The organism is Pseudomonas sivasensis (assembly GCF_052938085.1).
Genome location: NZ_CP176442.1, coordinates 2,224,460 through 2,242,127, shown reverse-complemented (window position 1 = coordinate 2,242,127; position 17,668 = coordinate 2,224,460). Strand labels below are relative to the sequence as shown.

Below are 17,668 nucleotides of genomic sequence, written 5' to 3'. Positions count from 1 at the left end.
CAGACACTTAAGAGCCGCTTTATAACAAGGGCTCTAAAAAGCTGTCAAGGAAGCCTCCAGGCTTATTCACATTAATGCGTGCTAATTCTTTCCTTGGAATCAGACTCTCGTTTTTCATCCTTGGCAACTATCTCCGGAGCCACATCCGGCAAGGGCTCTGGCGCGTATTGCAGCGCAATTTGCAGGACCTCGTCAATCCATTTAACCGGTTTAATCTGAAGATCCTGCTTGATGTTGTCAGGAATTTCCTTCAAGTCGCGAACATTCTCTTCAGGGATGATCACTGTTTTGATACCACCCCGGTGTGCTGCAAGCAATTTCTCTTTCAGACCACCGATGGCCAATACCTGACCACGCAGGGTGATTTCCCCAGTCATGGCGACGTCGGCACGCACCGGGATGCCGGTCAATGCAGACACCAAGGCCGTGCACATGCCTACGCCAGCGCTAGGGCCATCTTTAGGCGTAGCACCTTCCGGCATATGAATGTGAGTGTCATGCTTCTCGTGGAAGTCCAGGGGGATCCCCAGGCTTCTGGCGCGACTGCGCACCACGGTCTGCGCGGCAGTGATGGATTCAACCATCACGTCACCCAGGGAACCGGTCTTGATCAGCTGGCCTTTGCCTGGAATCACAGCAGCCTCGATGGTCAGCAATTCTCCGCCCACCTGGGTCCACGCCAAGCCAGTCACCTGACCGACTTGATCCTGCTGCTCGGCCAGGCCGTAGCGGAATTTCTTCACACCCAGGAAGTGCTCCAAGGAGTCGGCCACCACCTTCACGGAGAAGCGTTTTTCCAGCGCATGCTCTTTGACTGCCTTGCGGCAAATCTTCGCGATCTGGCGTTCAAGGCCCCGCACACCGGCCTCGCGGGTGTAGTAACGTACGATGTCGCGGATCGCTTCGATGTCAAATTCGATCTCGCCCTTCTTCAGGCCATTCGCCGAAATTTGCTTGGGCGCGAGGTACTTGACCGCAATGTTGATCTTCTCGTCCTCGGTGTAACCCGGTAGACGAATCACCTCCATCCGATCCAGCAAGGCCGGCGGGATGTTCATGGAGTTGGAAGTGCAGAGGAACATTACGTCAGACAAGTCGTAGTCGACTTCTAGGTAATGGTCGTTGAAATTATGGTTTTGCTCAGGGTCGAGCACTTCCAGCAACGCCGATGCCGGGTCGCCACGCATGTCGCTGCCCATTTTGTCGATTTCATCAAGCAGGAACAGCGGGTTGCGCACACCCACCTTTGTCATCTTTTGAATCAATCTTCCTGGCATCGAACCGATGTAAGTTCGGCGATGACCACGAATTTCCGCCTCATCACGCACACCGCCGAGCGCCATGCGCACGAATTTGCGGTTAGTCGCACTGGCAATCGATTCGGCGAGAGAGGTTTTACCAACACCTGGAGGGCCGACCAGGCACAACACCGGACCACGAATTTTCTTCACGCGCTTTTGCACGGCGAGGTATTCGAGAATCCGCTCTTTGACTTCTTCGAGGCCATAGTGATCGGCGTCGAGAATTTCCTCGGCACGTGTCAGGTCCAAACGCACTTTGGTCTGGGCCTTCCACGGCACTTGCACCAGCCAGTCGATGTACGAGCGCACTACGGTCGCTTCAGCGGACATCGGCGACATCTGCTTGAGCTTGTTCAGCTCGGCATTAGCTTTGGTAAGAGCGTCTTTCGGCAGGCCTGCGGCATCAATGCGCTTTTTCAGCTCTTCGATTTCGTTGTGGCCCTCCTCGCTGTCGCCAAGTTCTTTCTGAATGGCCTTCATCTGCTCATTCAGGTAGTACTCGCGCTGGCTACGCTCCATTTGTTTCTTCACGCGACCACGAATGCGCTTCTCAACCTGCAACAGGTCGATTTCGGCATCCAGCAACGCCAGGACATGTTCAACACGGGCCGACAGGTCGATGATTTCGAGGATGTCTTGCTTCTGCTCGATCTTCAGCGCCATGTGTGCGGCCATGGTGTCGACCAGACGGCTTGGCTCATCAATGCTATTGAGGGAAGACAGGACCTCAGCCGGGACTTTTTTGCCCAACTGCACATACTGCTCGAACTGCGAGAGCAGGCTGCGTACAAAAACTTCGGATTCGCGCTCAGGGGCTTCGACTTCGTCGATCAGCGCCACTTCGGCGCGCAGGTGACCATCCACCTCCATGAAACGCTCTACAGCACCTCGTTGCTCGCCTTCTACCAGCACCTTGACGGTGCCATCAGGCAGTTTGAGCAGTTGCAGGACAGTAGCAATTGTACCGACGCGATACAGGGCGTCTTCGCCTGGATCATCATCGGCAGGATTTCTCTGGGCCAACAGCAGGATCTGCTTGTCGCCCGTCATCGCTGCCTCAAGGGCTTCGATAGACTTCTCGCGCCCCACGAACAGCGGGATAACCATGTGCGGATAAACGACGACATCACGCAACGGCAGGAGAGGCAATTCAATGGTTGTCTTCATGATTTCGCCTCTATGACAGTTGAAAAATAAGCTTGAAACCAAGATGGGGGCTGCATGCAAAAAAAACAAGCTTATTGCCAGCAGTTAAACGCAGTAAACGCTTCAAGATAAAAGTCGCACAAAAAACAAAGGGGCCCTAGGGGCCCCTTGTTTGTACCGAAACTGCGAAACGCTTACGCGTCTGGCGCAGCTTTGGCAGTCGGCTCACTGTTCTCGTAGATATACAGCGGCTTGGACTTACCTTCTATAACGCTTTCGTCGATCACCACTTTACTCACCTCAGACTGCGAGGGGATTTCGTACATGGTGTCGAGCAATACACCTTCAAGGATAGAACGCAGACCACGTGCACCGGTCTTGCGCTCCAGCGCCCGCTTGGCTACCGACTTGAGAGCATCAGTACGGAACTCAAGGTCCACACCTTCCATCTCAAACAGCTTGGCGTACTGCTTAGTCAGGGCATTTTTCGGCTCGGTGAGGATCTGAATCAGAGCAGCCTCATCCAACTCGTCCAATGTGGCCAGGACCGGCAAACGGCCAACGAATTCCGGGATCAGACCGAACTTGACCAGATCGTCAGGCTCAACCTCACGCAGGGACTCGCCCACCTTCTTGCCTTCTTCCTTGCTGCGTACTTCTGCACTGAAACCGATACCGCCCCGGGTGGAACGTTGCTGAATAACTTTTTCCAGCCCAGAGAACGCACCGCCACAGATGAACAGGATGTTACGCGTATCAACCTGAAGGAATTCCTGCTGCGGGTGCTTGCGGCCGCCTTGTGGCGGTACGGAAGCAACCGTGCCTTCAATCAGCTTCAACAGAGCCTGCTGCACGCCCTCACCAGAAACGTCCCGGGTGATCGACGGGTTGTCAGACTTGCGCGAGATCTTGTCGATTTCGTCGATATAGACAATACCCATCTGGGCCTTCTCTACGTCGTAATCGCACTTCTGCAGCAGTTTCTGAATGATGTTCTCGACGTCCTCACCCACGTAGCCAGCCTCAGTGAGGGTGGTAGCGTCGGCGATGGTGAACGGAACATTCAGCAGACGAGCGAGGGTTTCTGCAAGCAGGGTTTTACCCGAGCCTGTAGGACCGATCAGCAAGATGTTGCTCTTGCCGAGTTCGACTTCGTCGCCTTTCTTGTCACGCTGGTTCAGACGCTTGTAGTGGTTGTACACCGCTACGGCCAGAACCTTCTTTGCACGCTCTTGACCAATCACATATTGATCAAGGATGCCGCTGATTTCTTTAGGCGAAGGCAGTTTATGCGCGCTGCTCTCGGCCTGTGCTTCCTGCACCTCCTCGCGGATGATGTCATTGCACAGGTCGACGCACTCGTCGCAGATAAACACCGAGGGGCCGGCAATCAACTTGCGTACTTCATGCTGGCTTTTGCCACAGAAGGAGCAATAGAGCAGCTTGCCGTTGTCCTCGCCGTTGCGGGTGTCAGTCATTCGTTCGATCCAAATCCGATAGGCTTGCAACACAAGATGAAGGCTTATGCGGGCTTTTTCAAGCCCGCCGATGATCGGACACGCCGACCAACCCTATTTTGAGCGGCTTATATTAAGCGGGGCGCTTTTCGATCACTGCATCGATCAACCCGTATTCACGTGCGGCTTCGGCGCTCATGAAGTTGTCGCGGTTGGTGTCGCGCTCGATTTCTTCCAGCGTGTGCCCGCTGTGCTTGGCCATCAGCGTGTTAAGACGTTCGCGGATGAAGAGGATTTCCTTAGCGTGGATTTCGATGTCCGACGCCTGGCCCTGGAAACCGCCCAGTGGCTGGTGAATCATCACGCGCGAGTTCGGCAGGCAGTAACGCTTGCCCTCGGCACCCGCCGTCAGCAGGAACGCGCCCATGCTGCAGGCCTGGCCAATGCAGGTAGTCGAGACGTTAGGCTTGATGAACTGCATGGTGTCGTAGATCGACATACCTGCCGTCACCGAACCGCCCGGCGAGTTAATGTAGAGATGGATGTCCTTGTCCGGGTTTTCCGCTTCAAGGAACAGCAGCTGCGCACAGATCAGGTTGGCCATGTAGTCCTCTACCGGGCCCACCAGAAAGATCACTCGCTCCTTGAGCAGGCGCGAGTAGATGTCGTAGGCGCGCTCGCCACGAGCAGACTGCTCGACAACCATCGGGACCAAGCCGCCTGCGGCCTGGATATCAGAGTTCTGCTGAATATAGGAATTACGGAACATGCTCTGCAGTTACTCCCAAATAGTCATGTCTTGAAAACGCATAAGCCAGCGCGAGGCTGGCTTATGGTTGAATTTCCAACGAGTTGGACAATCAGTCGGCTTGTGCTGCTTCCGCCGGCTTGACTGCTTCTTCGTAAGAGACCGCTTTATCGGTCACCTTAGCCTTCTGCAGAACAGTATCCACAACTTGTTCTTCCAGCACAACCGAACGCACTTCGTTCAGTTGCTGGTCGTTCTTGTAGTACCAAGCCACAACCTGCTCAGGCTCCTGGTAGGCCGAAGCCATTTCCTGGATCATTTCGCGAACGCGATCTTCATCAGGCTTGAGGTCGAACTGCTTGACCACTTCAGCCACGACCAAACCCAGCACAACGCGACGCTTGGCTTGCTCTTCGAACAGCTCGGCAGGCAGTTGGTCAGGCTTGATATTGCCACCAAACTGCTGAACCGCTTGAACGCGCAGGCGATCCACTTCATTGGACAGCAAAGCCTTAGGCACTTCGATCGGGTTGGCAGCCAGCAGACCGTCCATGACCTGATTCTTAACCTTGGACTTGATGGCCTGGCGCAGCTCGCGCTCCATGTTCTTGCGAACTTCGGTGCGGAAGCCTTCGATGCCGGTTTCCTTGATACCAAACTGATTGAAGAACTCTTCGTTCAGCTCTGGCAGCTTAGGCTCGGAAACGCTGTTGACGGTCACGGTGAACTCGGCAGCTTTGCCAGCCAAGTCCAGATTTTGGTAGTCAGCAGGGAAAGTCAGGTTCAGAACACGCTCTTCGCCGGCTTTGGCGCCAACCAGGCCGTCTTCGAAACCAGGAATCATGCGGTTGGAGCCCAGTACCAATTGGGTACCCTTGGCAGAGCCACCAGCGAACACTTCGCCGTCAACCTTGCCAACGAAATCGATGTTCAGCTGGTCTTCGTTCTGGGCGGCACGATCGGCCACTTCGAAACGAGTGTTCTGCTTGCGCAGGATTTCCAGCATGTTGTCCAGGTCGGAATCAGCGACATCAGCGCTCAGGCGCTCGATTTCGATACCGTCGAAACCAGCGACTTCGAACTCTGGGAACACTTCAAATACGGCAACATATTCCAGGTCCTTGCCAGCTTCCAGGGACTTAGGCTCGATCGAAGGCGAGCCAGCTGGGTTCAGCTTTTGCTCAACAACGGCTTCGTAGAAGGAAGCCTGGATCACGTCACCTACAGCTTCTTGACGCGCATCAGCACCAAAACGGCGCTTGATTTCGCTCATCGGCACTTTGCCTGGACGGAAACCAGCGATCTTGGCCTTTTGGGCAGTCTGCTGCAGACGCTTGTTGACCGCAGTCTCGATACGCTCTGCCGGCACGGTGATGCTCAGGCGGCGCTCAAGAGCAGTAGTATTTTCAACAGAAACTTGCATGAATATTCCTCGTTGCACAGACGTTAGCCGGCCGTTTCCGACCCCAGAATCAAGGGCATGCATTCTAGAGGGTCAAACTCAAGAAGTCACCCTACTGGAAACGGGTAAAAAAACAGCAGGCCATTTGTAGGTTCAAGTGCACGCGTGCACCTCAGCCCGTTAGCAAATACAGCTCATCACGCCAGGGCTCTGCGCCAACCCTTCTATATATAGAAGGACCAGGAACGCAGCCCCCGGCAGCCAGCCTTGCGAGCAAGACCGGCGACAGGGAAGCAGCATCGAGAAACACAAATACGATGAAGCGCCCCGCCCTTGAAACTCGAAACGCTTAAACGAAAACGGCACAGCCCTTTTCAGGTACTGCGCCGTTATCGCTATTTAATAGCGGTACTGACCTCTCTATAGACGAGCATCAGTCCTACACGTTCAAAACCGGCAACGATTCTAACGCCAAGGCATTGAGAATGCTTGCTTTTTTGACAACCATAATCTCTAGGCGCCTCGCACTACTCGACCGCAACCGCCCACAGAAACAAGACCCAGCTTTTTCCAGATGCAAAAAAAAAGCGCCAGATCATTGATCTGGCGCTTTTTCAAAATATGGGGTGGACGAAGGGGATCGAACCCTCGACAACGGGAGTCACAATCCCGTGCTCTACCAACTGAGCTACGCCCACCATATTGCATTAACAAAGAACTCGAACATCTTCTTTGTTGACCCCACCCAGCCTGGCGGCTTGGCGAAGCTTTAATTGGTGCGGATGAAGAGACTCGAACTCTTACGCCTCGCGGCGCTGGAACCTAAATCCAGTGTGTCTACCAATTCCACCACATCCGCGTTTGAAGCTCTTAAAGCAAAGGCGCCAGACGATTAATCTGGCGCCTTTTCAAAATATGGGGTGGACGAAGGGGATCGAACCCTCGACAACGGGAGTCACAATCCCGTGCTCTACCAACTGAGCTACGCCCACCATATAGCGCTACTTGTGCCAAAGCTGCCTAATGGCGCACCCGGCAGGACTCGAACCTGCGACCATCCGCTTAGAAGGCGGATGCTCTATCCAGCTGAGCTACGGGCGCCTTATTAATCTGTACTCTTGGAGGATTACAAACTAAGTGCTTCCAGCCTTGCAGTACAACAATTCTGCTCGACCTTCTTAACCAGTGCTAGGCTGTGCCCGACAAGTGCGACGAATAGTATAGAGGGCCCGGAAACCCGTCAAATCTTTTTTGAAAAAAATTCATTTTATTTAAGGGGTTAGGCCAATTTGCAGACCAAGCGCCTTTGCCCTCACGTCGTGGCGTGCGAGAATGCGCGCACTTTTCCTCCCCCTCTCGATGGTTAATCACGCGTAATGACTGCACAACTTATCGACGGCAAATCAATCGCCGCCAGCCTGCGCCAGCAGATCGCCAAACGAGTCACCGAGCGCAGCCAGCAAGGCCTGCGCACGCCTGGCCTCGCGGTGATCCTGGTCGGCAGCGATCCTGCCTCTCAGGTTTATGTCTCGCACAAGCGTAAAGATTGTGAAGAGGTCGGCTTTATATCCAAGGCCTATGACCTGCCTGCCGCCACCACCCAAGAGGCACTCACCGATCTGATCGACGGCCTCAACGACAACCCTGCGATCGACGGCATCCTCCTGCAACTGCCACTGCCCGAGCACTTGGACGCGTCCAAGCTGCTGGAGCGAATCCGCCCGGACAAAGACGTCGACGGCTTCCATCCTTACAATGTCGGCCGCCTGGCCCAGCGCATCCCCCTGCTGCGTCCGTGCACGCCAAAAGGCATCATGACCCTGCTGGAAAGTACCGGTGTCGATCTGTACGGCCTTGATGCAGTTGTGGTCGGCGCGTCCAACATTGTCGGTCGCCCGATGGCCATGGAGCTGCTGCTGGCCGGCTGCACCGTGACCGTTACCCACCGCTTCACCAAGGACCTGGCAGGCCACGTTGGTCGTGCCGACCTCGTTGTCGTAGCCGCCGGCAAGCCGGGCCTGGTCAAGGGTGAGTGGATCAAGGAAGGCGCCATCGTTATCGACGTGGGCATCAACCGTCAGGAAGACGGCAAGCTGGTAGGCGATGTGGTGTACGACACTGCCCTGCCCCGCGCTGGCTGGATCACCCCGGTGCCAGGCGGCGTCGGCCCGATGACCCGCGCTTGCCTGCTGGAGAACACCCTGTACGCCGCAGAGACCCTGCACGGTTAATAACCAGTCGTACTGAAAAAGCCCTGCCTTATCGCAGGGCTTTTTATTGCCCGAAAAAAACCTGTTTTTTCTTAGTTTTTAAGCACTTTCGTCTGGTTTTAGAAGAACATTCGACACTCCATCGTCCATACTCCTAAAATGTAACGGCATTTATCAAAGAAACCGTTGCTCAACGGTATTTCCTACTTTTTTAGCGAGTTCATCCGCGTGAAAATTCGTCTTTCTATTGCCAGCCTATTTTTTGCGTTCACAGGCACCTTTGCGCACGCCGCCGAATCCACCCAGGCGCCGCGCGACCCATCCAAACTGCAGATCGCATCCGGCAGCGCCATGCTGGTGGACCTGCAGACCAACAAGGTCATCTACGCCAGCAACCCCGACGTGGTGGTGCCGATTGCGTCGGTGAGCAAGTTGATGACCGGCCTGATCGTGCTTGAAGCCAAGCAGAACATGGATGAGTACATCGACATCAACATCAAAGACACGCCGGAAATGAAAGGCGTGTTCTCCCGCGTAAAAATCGGCAGCGAAATGCCTCGCAAGGAAATGCTGCTGATCGCCCTGATGTCATCGGAAAACCGCGCCGCCGCCAGCCTGGCCCACCACTATCCGGGGGGCTACCCGGCATTTATCGCGGCGATGAACGCAAAGGCCAAGGCGCTGGGCATGACCAACACCCACTATGTTGAACCCACCGGCCTGTCGATACACAACGTGTCCACCGCCCGCGACCTGAGCAAGCTGTTGGCTGCCGCACGGCACTACCCGCTGCTCAGCCAGTTGAGCACCACGAAGGAAAAGACCGTTGCGTTCCGCAAGCCCAACTACACCCTGGGTTTCTCCAACACTGACCACCTGATCAACCGCGCCAACTGGGATATCAAGTTGACCAAGACCGGCTTCACTAACCAGGCCGGCCATTGCCTGGTGCTGGTGACCAGCATGGGTAATCGCCCGGTGTCGCTGGTGATCCTGGATGCGTTCGGCAAGTTCACGCACTTTGCCGATGCCAGCCGTATTCGCAGCTGGGTCGAGACTGGCAAGGGCGGTTCGGTGCCGGACGTGGCATTGCGCTACAAGGCCGACAAAAATCTGAAGAACCGCTCGAATGCGGCGCAAGCCCACCGTTAAAGGGCGCCGCACCACATTTTTATCGGTGTTCTGACAATACTTTAAGCGCCTGGGCCGCCGCCTGCTCCTGCCCGGCTTGGGCCGTCGCATTTGCCGCCTCGCGCCAACGCTGGGCATCCACATTCGCTGGCAACTGGCTCGGACGCTGGGTGAGGATCGCCCAGTGCCCGGCGCTTGCCCACTTCGATTCAAACTCGCTGAAGCTCATCAATAAACGCCGGTCCATGCCCGAGCGCAGCAGAACCGTGCTTTTCTGCTGATTGAAGCCCACCACGACGACATAGTGCGCATCCGACCACAGCCCGCCGCCCACTCGCGCCATCACCGGATAACCCGCCGCCACTTGCGCCAGCACGGCCGTCAGTTTGGCATCCAGTGGATACACCATCAGCCCGTACTCACGCGCCAACACTTGCATGTTGCGCTCCAGGTCCGCTTCGCCGCCCGGCAAACGCAGCGGCTTATCCAGCAAACCCGGTGTCATGACAATGCCTTGTTGCGACAGCATGCTGGCTAATGCCGTAGGACCGCTCTGATAAGCCTCGCTGCGAAAGGTCGGCACACCATTGAGTTCGACGCGCTCCGGCAAGCCCGGCAGTTTCGACGGATGCCCGGAACAGGCAGCGAGGCCCATGGCGCAGGCCAGCAACAGGGATGATTTAACGTTCGACCGTAACCGCAATTTTTTACTCTCTTGATCAACTGCCGATAAGGGCCCTGATCATAGGGCGCTCGGCCACGCGGGTATAGCCCAAAGCCAGGGTTTACCGCCTGAGATAGAGCAAACAAGTTGGATGAACACGACCATTGGTCAATAGCAGGCAACCGTCAGGTAGCTAGACTGTCCATTGAGAAGACTGTGTGTGCCCCGTACTGGGCGAAAGGAGGCCTGAATGAGCCTTGCAACGACGATTGTGATGTTGATCTGCGGTTGGCTGGCGGTTGCCGGCGCCATGTTGTGGGGGGTGTTGCGCATTACCCGTCGGCACCATCACCCCCACGTAAAACCTGCCAAGCCCCTAAAGGCAGCGGCACACCACGCCTAGCCAGGCATGCAATTGAAGTCCCGCGTCGCCGCAACTTCCTTGCCGTGGCCATCCTTTAAGGATGCACGCACGGTGGTGCCCAGGCTGGATTCCACCAGCGTGTAGTGCTCACCCGCCTTAAAGGCTTCGTATTCGACCCGGCCTTGACAATCCCGCTGATTGTCGTCGCCGGGCTCCTCTTCGTACAACGTAACATCCAGGCTGTGAGCCCCCGGTTTCACCTCGAAATAGCGCCCGTCATCCACACGCTTGCCGTCCACGCGCTCAGCCAGCAAGTCATTCGGCGCATCCTCTGTCAGACCAATCCAGGCCTCACTCGGATCCGCTTTAGGGATCGGGCCGGCGCACGCCGACAGCAGCAATACGACACCCAATGCAGGGATCAACAACAGAGGTTTAAGTGACATGGCAGTGCTCCAAAAAGACGATATGTCCGATGGGTGACAAGCGTGACCAGCAGCGCTGCCTGGAACAAATGAATCCATATGAAACGATCTTCAGCCCTTACCTAAATGTTCCTTCACCTGGCTGAAAGGCGCGCGTTAGGTGGGTCGGGCAAGACTGCCGGGGTTTGCAATCCTGCTCCCTCGGAGGTTCACGCATGCTCGGGCTGGTAAAGACCGCACTGCAAAAGCCCTACACGTTTATCGTGTTGGCCATATTTATCTGCATCATCGGGCCGATGGCGGCCCTGCGTACTCCCACCGACGTGTTCCCCGATATCGGCATCCCTGTGGTCGCCGTGGTCTGGCAGTACAACGGCCTGTCGCCGGACGCCATGGCGGGCCGCGTGATCTACACCTACGAACGCTCCCTGAGCACCACCGTCAACGACATCGAACATATCGAATCCCAATCCCTGCCAGGGATGGGCATCGTGAAAATCTTCTTCCAACCCGGCGTCGATATCCGCACCGCCAATGCCCAAGTGACCGCCGTGTCACAAACCGTGCTCAAGCAAATGCCGCCGGGCATCACGCCGCCGCTGATCCTCAACTACAGCGCGTCCACGGTGCCGATCCTGCAAATGGCGTTTTCCAGCCCAAGCCTCTCGGAAGCCAAGATCCGCGACCTGGTGCAGAACAACATCCGCCTGCCGTTGAGCGCCCTGCCCGGCCTGGCCATGCCCACACCGATGGGTGGCAAGCAGCGTCAGATCACCCTCGACCTCGACCCGCAAGCGCTGGCTGCCAAAGGCCTGTCGGCCCAGGATGTGGGCAATGCCCTGGCGCTGCAGAATCAGATCATTCCGGTGGGCACTGCCAAGCTCGGCCCCAACGAATACACCATCCTGCTCAACAACAGCCCCAAGGCCATCGATGAGCTTAACGACCTGCCGATCAAGACCGTCGACGGCGCGCTGATCACCATCGGCCAGGTTGCCCACGTGCGTGACGGCTCGCCGCCGCAGACCAACATCGTGCGCGTCGACGGTCATCGCGCAGTGCTGATGCCGGCGTTGAAAAACGGCAGCATTTCCACCCTGTCGATCATCGACGGTATCCGTGGAATGCTGCCGCGCATCAACGAGACCCTACCACCGTCACTGAAGACCTCGTTGCTGGGCGACGCCTCGGTGTTCGTCAAGCAATCGGTGGGCAGCGTGGCCCAGGAAGGCATCATCGCCGCGCTGCTGACCAGCGCAATGATCCTGCTGTTCCTCGGCAGCTGGCGCTCCACGATCATTATTGCGGCGTCGATTCCTCTGGCAGTGCTCTCAGCGATAGCGCTGCTGGCCGTCAGCGGGCAAACCCTCAACGTCATGACCCTCGGCGGGCTGGCGTTGGCGGTGGGGATCCTGGTGGACGACGCCACGGTGACCATCGAAAACATCAACTGGCACCTGGAACAAGGCAAGGCGGTGAAGACCGCGATCCTCGACGGCGCCGCGCAAATTGTCGGCCCGGCGTTCGTCTCGCTGCTGTGCATCTGCATCGTGTTCGTGCCGATGTTCCTGCTGCAAGGCATCGCCGGTTATCTATTCCGGCCCATGGCGCTGGCGGTGATCTTTGCCATGGCCAGCTCGTTCATTCTTTCGCGCACCCTGGTGCCGACGCTGGCGATGTTCCTACTCAAACCACATACGCCGGAGCAAGGCGCGGGACATCATCCGGAAGATGAATTCATCAACCACCATGAGGGTGAGCAGCACACGAAACCGCGCACTGCCGCGCTGCAAGCCGTGCTGAATTTCCAGCAAGGGTTCGAGCGCCACTTCTCGAATATCCGCGACACCTACCATGGCTTGCTGACATTGGCCCTGGGTCATCGCAAGCGCTTTATCGTGGGTTTTCTGGCCTGTGTGCTCGCCTCATTCCTGCTATTGCCCAGCCTTGGCCAGGACTTTTTCCCGGCCACGGATGCCGGTGCGCTGGCCCTGCATGCGCGCCTGCCGCTGGGCACGCGCATCGAAGAAAGCGCCGCCGCCTTCGACCGCATTGAAGCGCGGATCCGTGAGGTCATCCCTGCCGAAGAACTGGACACCATTGTCGATAACATTGGCATCCCGCTCAGCGGCATCGACATGGCCTACAGCAGCAGCGGCACCATCGGCCCGCAGGATGGCGACATTCAAGTCAGCCTGAAAAAACACCACGCGCCCACCGCCGACTACGTGAAAAAACTGCGTGAAGCGCTGCCGCAAAGTTTTCCCGGCAGCCACTTCGCGTTCCTGCCGGCGGACATCAGCAGCCAGATCCTCAACTTCGGCGCGCCGGCGCCGCTGGACGTGAAAATCTCCGGGCGCAGCGATGAAGAAAACCGCGCCTATGCCGTCGAGCTGGAACGTCGCCTGCAACACGTGCCCGGCATCGCCGACTTGCGCATACAGCAGTCAACCGGCTACCCGTCGCTGCAGGTGAATGTCGACCGCCTGCGCGCCAACGGCCTGGGCATTACCGAGCGCGACGTGACCAACAGCATGGTCGCCTCTCTCGCCGGCAGCTCGCAAACCGCGCCGACCTTCTGGCTCAACCCGGCCAACGGCGTGTCCTATTCCATCGTCGCCGCCACCCCGCAATACCGCCTCGACAGCCTTCCGTCACTGGAAGCGCTGCCCGTCACCGGCGCCAACGGGCAGTCGCAGATCCTCGGCGGTGTGGCAACCATCTCCCGTGTGCAAAGCCCGGCGGTGGTGACCCACTACAACATCGAACCGACCCTGGACCTGTACGCCAACGTGCAAGGCCGCGACCTCGGCGGCGTAGCCCGCGACGTGCAAAAGGTGCTGGATGACACCGCGTCCATGCGCCCAAAAGGCGCGACGATCAGCCTGCACGGCCAGATCGACGCGCTGCATGAAGCCTTCAGCGGCTTGAGCTTCGGCCTGCTCGGCGCGGTGGTGCTGATCTACCTGCTGATCGTGGTCAACTTCCAATCCTGGGCCGACCCGTTCGTGATCATCACTGCGTTGCCAGCGGCGTTAGCGGGGATCGTGTGGATGCTCTTCCTCAGCGGCACCTCATTGTCGGTGCCGGCGCTCACCGGAGCCATCTTGTGCATGGGCGTAGCCACGGCTAACTCAATCCTGGTGGTGAGCTTCTGCCGTGAGCGCCTGGCCGAACATGGTGATGCGCTCAAGGCCGCGCTGGAGGCCGGTTACACGCGCTTCCGCCCGGTGTGCATGACCGCCCTGGCGATGATCATCGGCATGTTGCCCCTGGCGCTGTCCGAGGAGCAAAACGCGCCGCTGGGCCGTGCGGTGATCGGTGGTTTGATCTTCGCCACCATCGCCACCCTGTTGTTTGTTCCCGTGGTCTTCAGCCTGGTCCACGGGCGTCACCCTAGTCGCGCAGTTGCAGGAGAAACCCCACATGTCGTCTGATCACAAACCCTCGCGCAAGCGCCTGATGCTCATGGGTGTCGGCGGACTGACCGTGGCTGCCCTGTTGGTCGCCAACGGCTTGCATGCCCGCACGCTGCACGAGCAATCGGTCACCGCCTGGACAGAGACCGCCGCCATCCCGCAAGTGATGGTGTTTCAACCCAAGCAGAATGTGGCAGGCGATACCTTGCGCCTGCCGGCGCACCTTGAGGCGTGGAGCAAGGCGCCGATCCACGCCCGGGTCAGCGGTTATTTGAAGGACTGGACAGTCGACATCGGCCGCCAGGTCAAGGCCGGGCAAGTCCTCGCCGAAATCGACAGCCCCGACCTCGACCAGCAACTGGCGCAAGCCCATGCACGCTTGGTGCAGGAACAGGCCAATGCGCGCCTCGCTGCAACCACCGCAACCCGATGGCAAAACCTGCTGGCGAGCCACTCCGTATCGCGCCAGGAAGCCGATGAAAAAACCTCCAACGCCGCGGCCGCCAAAGCCAATGCCCAGGCTGCTGCTGCCGACTATGCGCGGCTGTCCGCACTGGAAGGCTACAAGACAATTCGCGCGCCGTTCGCCGGCACCATCACGGCGCGCAACACCGACATCGGCCAATTGATCAAGGCCGACACCGACAGCGACCCGGAGTTGTTCAGCATCGCGGATACGCACCAGCTGCGGCTTTATGTACCCGTGCCACAGAACTACGCGGCAGTGATTCACCCCGGCCTGGAAGCCCGGCTCACCGTGCCCGAACACCCTGGCGAGCACTTCAAGGCACGGCTGATCGGCGACTCCACTGCCATCGACCGCCGCTCCGGCACCCTGCTCGCGCAGTTCGTGGTCGACAATCCCGACGACGCGCTACTGCCAGGTGATTACGCCGAAGCCACGCTGCCGATTCCGGCCGACACCCATGGTGTGAGCATCCCGGCCAGCGCGTTGATCTTTCGCGCCCAAGGCACCCAGGTCGCGGTACTGGATGGGCAGAACCATGTGCACCTGCAAGCCATCCATATCGGCCTCGACCTGGGCGAACGCCTGGTAATCGACCAGGGCCTGAAACCTGCCGACCGCGTGGTCGACAACCCGCCCGACGCTCTGCGCGAAGGCGACGCTGTGCAACTGGCCGACGCCGGAGGTGCGCATGCGCGTAAGGCTTAAGGTGCGCATGCGCACAGGGCTTAAACCACTCGCTGCGTTGACGCTGCTGGTATTGCAAGGTTGCTCGATGGCGCCTAGCTACAAGGTGCCGTCGATTGACCTGCCAGCCAACTACCGCGAACAGACCAGCGACGGCCCCTGGCACAGCGCGCAGCCGTCCGACCAACTGGCCCCCGAATGGTGGAAGCTCTACAACGATTCGCGCCTGAATGACCTGCAACAGCAATTGCTCAAGGCCAACCCGGACTTGGCTGCAGCGCTGGCGCACCTCGATGCGTCCCAAGCCTATGCCAGTCAGTTACATGCCGGGTTGTTTCCACAGATCACCGCCAGCGCAGAACCGTTGCGCCAGCGCCAATCTGACTCGCGGCCGCTACGGGGGGAGACGCAGCCGTCGGTGTACAACAGCAACACCGCCGGTTTTTCATTGAGTTACGACCTGGACCTGTGGGGCAAAATTCGCAATCAGGTCGCGGCCGGTGACGCCCAGGCGCAAGCGTCCGGGGATGACCTGGCGGTGGCGCGCCTGAGTTTGCAGCGTCAGTTGGCGACCTTGTACGTGCAGCTCAATGGGCTGGATGCGCAGAGCCGGATTCTTACTGGCTCGCTGGAGGATTTCAGCCAGGCACTGCAACTGACCCGCAGCCGTTACGAGGGCCAGATAGCCTCGGAGCTGGACCTGACCCGTGCGCAAAATCAACTGGCGCAGGCCAGGGCGCAATTGGATGAGGTACGCGGGCAACGCAACCTCACCGAGCACGCCATCGGTGAATTGGTGGGTGTGGCAGCCAGCGACTTTACGCTGCCGCCCGGCCAGCAACTGATCGCCCTGCCGGGGGTTCCCTCGCAGCTGCCAAGCCACCTGCTGCAACGTCGCCCGGACATTGCGGCGGCAGAGCGCCGGGTGTTTGCGGCCAACGCGAATATCGGCGTAGCCAAGGCGGCGTGGTATCCGGATTTCAGTTTGACCGGGCTGATCGGCGGGCAAACGCAAGGCGTGGGGAATCTGCTGTCGGCAGGTAATCGGTATTGGGCGCTGGGGCCGTTGGTGAACCTGCCGATCTTTGACGGTGGCCGCCTAAGTGCCAATGAACGCCAGGCCAAAGCCGAATTTGAAGAAGCGTCCGCGCAGTACCGCAGCCAGGTACTGAAGGCCGTGCGCGAGGTGGAAGATAACCTCGCGCAACTGCGGGATTTGCAGCAGGAAGCGCAGGATGAGCAAGCCGCGGCGGACGCGGCGCAACACACGCAATCGCTGGCGATGAACAGCTATCAAGCGGGTGCGGTGAGTTACCTGGATGTGGTGACGGCGCAGACGGCGGCGTTGCAAGCGCAACGGACATTGCAGGCGGTGCAGACGCGGCAGCTGCAGGCCAGTGTAGGACTCGTGACGGCACTCGGCGGCGGCTGGCAACCTGGCGCCTGACATCATTCTCGGACCTGGCACGGCTCTAGGTCTGGGAGGGGCGGTGCGACTTGCTCTCTATAACGGTGGGTCAGTTAATGATGCCTTGAATGAAATACCGCCATCGGGGGCAAGCCCCCTCCCACACTGATTCTGCGTCAGACACATAATATATAAGCACCGCAGAGCCCCCTCCCACACTTGTCCTGCGTCAGACACATAATGTATGAGCGCCGCTGAGCCAATGTGGGAGGGGGCTTGCCCCCGATGGCGACCTTCCCGACACATCCTGCCAAAAGCCTGCCCATCAACCTCTTGCTCTCCAATCTAGCCTCTCTAAGCACATCTAGAGAGGGCCAGGGAATGGCAGATTTACCCGCTTCACACCGCCTGCGCATCGGCCGCTTCAGCGAACCCAACCGCATCTACCTCATCACCACCAACACCCACGAACGCATACCGATATTCAACAACTTCCATCTCGCTCGCTTAGTGGTCTGGCAATTTCGGCTGGCTCAGTACCAAGGGCTGGCCAATTCCCTGGCATGGGTGATCATGCCGGACCATTTCCACTGGCTGCTTGAACTGAAAAAAGGCTCGCTGGCGGACTTGATGTGCCAGGTGAAGTCAAAAAGCACCAGGACCGTTAATGGTGCAAGCGGACGCAAGGGGCGGCTTTGGCAAGAGAGCTTCCATGACCGGGCGCTACGCAAGGAAGATGACTTGGTGAAAATGGCCCGGTATGTGGTGGCTAATCCATTGCGAGCGGGCCTGGTGGAGCGGATTGGCGACTACCCACTGTGGGATGCCATCTGGGTCTAA

At 58.3% G+C, this 17,668-nt stretch carries 13 protein-coding genes and 4 tRNA genes; 7 read left to right on the top strand and 10 right to left on the bottom strand.

Annotation, left to right across the window (positions count from 1 at the left end; genetic code table 11):
• Positions 1 to 71: 71 nt before the first annotated feature.
• The 8 genes from lon to ACKZ62_RS10480 all read right to left on the bottom strand — a co-directional run bounded on the left by lon (position 72) and on the right by ACKZ62_RS10480 (position 7,155).
• Positions 72 to 2,468 carry an endopeptidase La gene (gene lon, locus ACKZ62_RS10515; RefSeq protein ID WP_032889909.1) on the bottom strand — a complete coding sequence of 799 codons (2,397 nt, stop codon included), beginning with the start codon at positions 2,466 to 2,468 and terminating at the stop codon, positions 72 to 74.
• Between the two features lie 173 nt (positions 2,469 to 2,641).
• Positions 2,642 to 3,925, bottom strand: coding sequence for an ATP-dependent Clp protease ATP-binding subunit ClpX (clpX, locus tag ACKZ62_RS10510; protein WP_003238279.1), 1,284 nt, complete (start codon positions 3,923 to 3,925; stop codon positions 2,642 to 2,644).
• A gap of 112 nt (positions 3,926 to 4,037) precedes the next feature.
• Positions 4,038 to 4,673 (bottom strand): ATP-dependent Clp endopeptidase proteolytic subunit ClpP, encoded by a 636-nt coding sequence (gene clpP / locus ACKZ62_RS10505; RefSeq protein WP_003174822.1) that lies wholly within the window; start codon positions 4,671 to 4,673, stop codon positions 4,038 to 4,040.
• A gap of 91 nt (positions 4,674 to 4,764) precedes the next feature.
• Entirely contained in the window at positions 4,765 to 6,075 is a 1,311-nt protein-coding gene (tig, locus tag ACKZ62_RS10500; RefSeq protein WP_032889911.1) for a trigger factor, read from the bottom strand.
• Positions 6,076 to 6,676: 601 nt separating this feature from the next.
• Positions 6,677 to 6,752: transfer RNA gene (locus tag ACKZ62_RS10495), tRNA-His, on the bottom strand.
• Between the two features lie 76 nt (positions 6,753 to 6,828).
• A tRNA-Leu gene (locus ACKZ62_RS10490) sits at positions 6,829 to 6,913 on the bottom strand.
• Between the two features lie 57 nt (positions 6,914 to 6,970).
• Positions 6,971 to 7,046, bottom strand: a tRNA-His gene (locus ACKZ62_RS10485).
• Between the two features lie 32 nt (positions 7,047 to 7,078).
• Positions 7,079 to 7,155, bottom strand: a tRNA-Arg gene (locus ACKZ62_RS10480).
• A 275-nt stretch (positions 7,156 to 7,430) separates the two neighbouring features.
• Between ACKZ62_RS10480 and folD the strand changes: the two genes are divergently transcribed.
• Entirely contained in the window at positions 7,431 to 8,285 is an 855-nt protein-coding gene (folD, locus tag ACKZ62_RS10475; protein ID WP_032889913.1) for a bifunctional methylenetetrahydrofolate dehydrogenase/methenyltetrahydrofolate cyclohydrolase FolD, read from the top strand.
• Positions 8,286 to 8,492: 207 nt separating this feature from the next.
• Positions 8,493 to 9,416: a D-alanyl-D-alanine endopeptidase gene (gene pbpG / locus ACKZ62_RS10470; RefSeq protein ID WP_032890050.1), complete on the top strand. Its 924-nt coding sequence runs from the start codon at positions 8,493 to 8,495 to the stop codon at positions 9,414 to 9,416.
• A gap of 19 nt (positions 9,417 to 9,435) precedes the next feature.
• Here pbpG and ACKZ62_RS10465 read toward each other — a convergent pair whose 3' ends face one another.
• Positions 9,436 to 10,098, bottom strand: a complete 663-nt coding sequence (locus ACKZ62_RS10465; protein ID WP_122756704.1) for a C39 family peptidase — start codon at positions 10,096 to 10,098, stop codon at positions 9,436 to 9,438.
• Positions 10,099 to 10,309: 211 nt separating this feature from the next.
• Here ACKZ62_RS10465 and ACKZ62_RS10460 point away from each other — a divergent pair, with 211 nt between their 5' ends.
• Positions 10,310 to 10,462, top strand: coding sequence for a hypothetical protein (locus tag ACKZ62_RS10460; RefSeq protein WP_163034900.1), 153 nt, complete (start codon positions 10,310 to 10,312; stop codon positions 10,460 to 10,462).
• On the opposite strand, the gene ACKZ62_RS10455 is transcribed toward ACKZ62_RS10460, so the two are convergent.
• A complete protein-coding gene (locus ACKZ62_RS10455; protein WP_095184380.1) occupies positions 10,459 to 10,869 on the bottom strand; it encodes a PA0061/PA0062 family lipoprotein in 411 nt (136 codons plus the stop codon). The two genes, ACKZ62_RS10460 and ACKZ62_RS10455, sit on opposite strands and share 4 nt — an antisense overlap.
• Before the next feature lie 194 nt (positions 10,870 to 11,063).
• Here ACKZ62_RS10455 and ACKZ62_RS10450 point away from each other — a divergent pair, with 194 nt between their 5' ends.
• The 4 genes from ACKZ62_RS10450 (at position 11,064) to ACKZ62_RS10435 (ending at position 17,668) form a co-directional block, all read left to right on the top strand.
• Positions 11,064 to 14,285 carry an efflux RND transporter permease subunit gene (locus tag ACKZ62_RS10450; RefSeq protein ID WP_447096638.1) on the top strand — a complete coding sequence of 1,074 codons (3,222 nt, stop codon included), beginning with the start codon at positions 11,064 to 11,066 and terminating at the stop codon, positions 14,283 to 14,285.
• Entirely contained in the window at positions 14,275 to 15,441 is a 1,167-nt protein-coding gene (locus ACKZ62_RS10445) for an efflux RND transporter periplasmic adaptor subunit (protein WP_122680599.1), read from the top strand. Before ACKZ62_RS10450 ends, ACKZ62_RS10445 begins: the two co-directional genes overlap by 11 nt.
• Before the next feature lie 7 nt (positions 15,442 to 15,448).
• Positions 15,449 to 16,867: an efflux transporter outer membrane subunit gene (locus ACKZ62_RS10440; RefSeq protein ID WP_447096952.1), complete on the top strand. Its 1,419-nt coding sequence runs from the start codon at positions 15,449 to 15,451 to the stop codon at positions 16,865 to 16,867.
• 342 nt (positions 16,868 to 17,209) lie between these two features.
• Entirely contained in the window at positions 17,210 to 17,668 is a 459-nt protein-coding gene (locus ACKZ62_RS10435) for an REP-associated tyrosine transposase (RefSeq protein WP_095184376.1), read from the top strand.

Coding starts and splice junctions, on each gene's coding strand:
- ACKZ62_RS10455 (WP_095184380.1), bottom strand. CDS start 10,869: ATGTCACTTAAACCTCTGTTGTTGATCCCTGCATTGGGTGTCGTATTG.
- lon (WP_032889909.1), bottom strand. CDS start 2,468: ATGAAGACAACCATTGAATTGCCTCTCCTGCCGTTGCGTGATGTCGTC.
- ACKZ62_RS10435 (WP_095184376.1), top strand. CDS start 17,210: ATGGCAGATTTACCCGCTTCACACCGCCTGCGCATCGGCCGCTTCAGC.
- clpX (WP_003238279.1), bottom strand. CDS start 3,925: ATGACTGACACCCGCAACGGCGAGGACAACGGCAAGCTGCTCTATTGC.
- ACKZ62_RS10440 (WP_447096952.1), top strand. CDS start 15,449: ATGCGCACAGGGCTTAAACCACTCGCTGCGTTGACGCTGCTGGTATTG.
- folD (WP_032889913.1), top strand. CDS start 7,431: ATGACTGCACAACTTATCGACGGCAAATCAATCGCCGCCAGCCTGCGC.
- tig (WP_032889911.1), bottom strand. CDS start 6,075: ATGCAAGTTTCTGTTGAAAATACTACTGCTCTTGAGCGCCGCCTGAGC.
- ACKZ62_RS10450 (WP_447096638.1), top strand. CDS start 11,064: ATGCTCGGGCTGGTAAAGACCGCACTGCAAAAGCCCTACACGTTTATC.
- ACKZ62_RS10445 (WP_122680599.1), top strand. CDS start 14,275: ATGTCGTCTGATCACAAACCCTCGCGCAAGCGCCTGATGCTCATGGGT.
- clpP (WP_003174822.1), bottom strand. CDS start 4,673: ATGTTCCGTAATTCCTATATTCAGCAGAACTCTGATATCCAGGCCGCA.
- ACKZ62_RS10460 (WP_163034900.1), top strand. CDS start 10,310: ATGAGCCTTGCAACGACGATTGTGATGTTGATCTGCGGTTGGCTGGCG.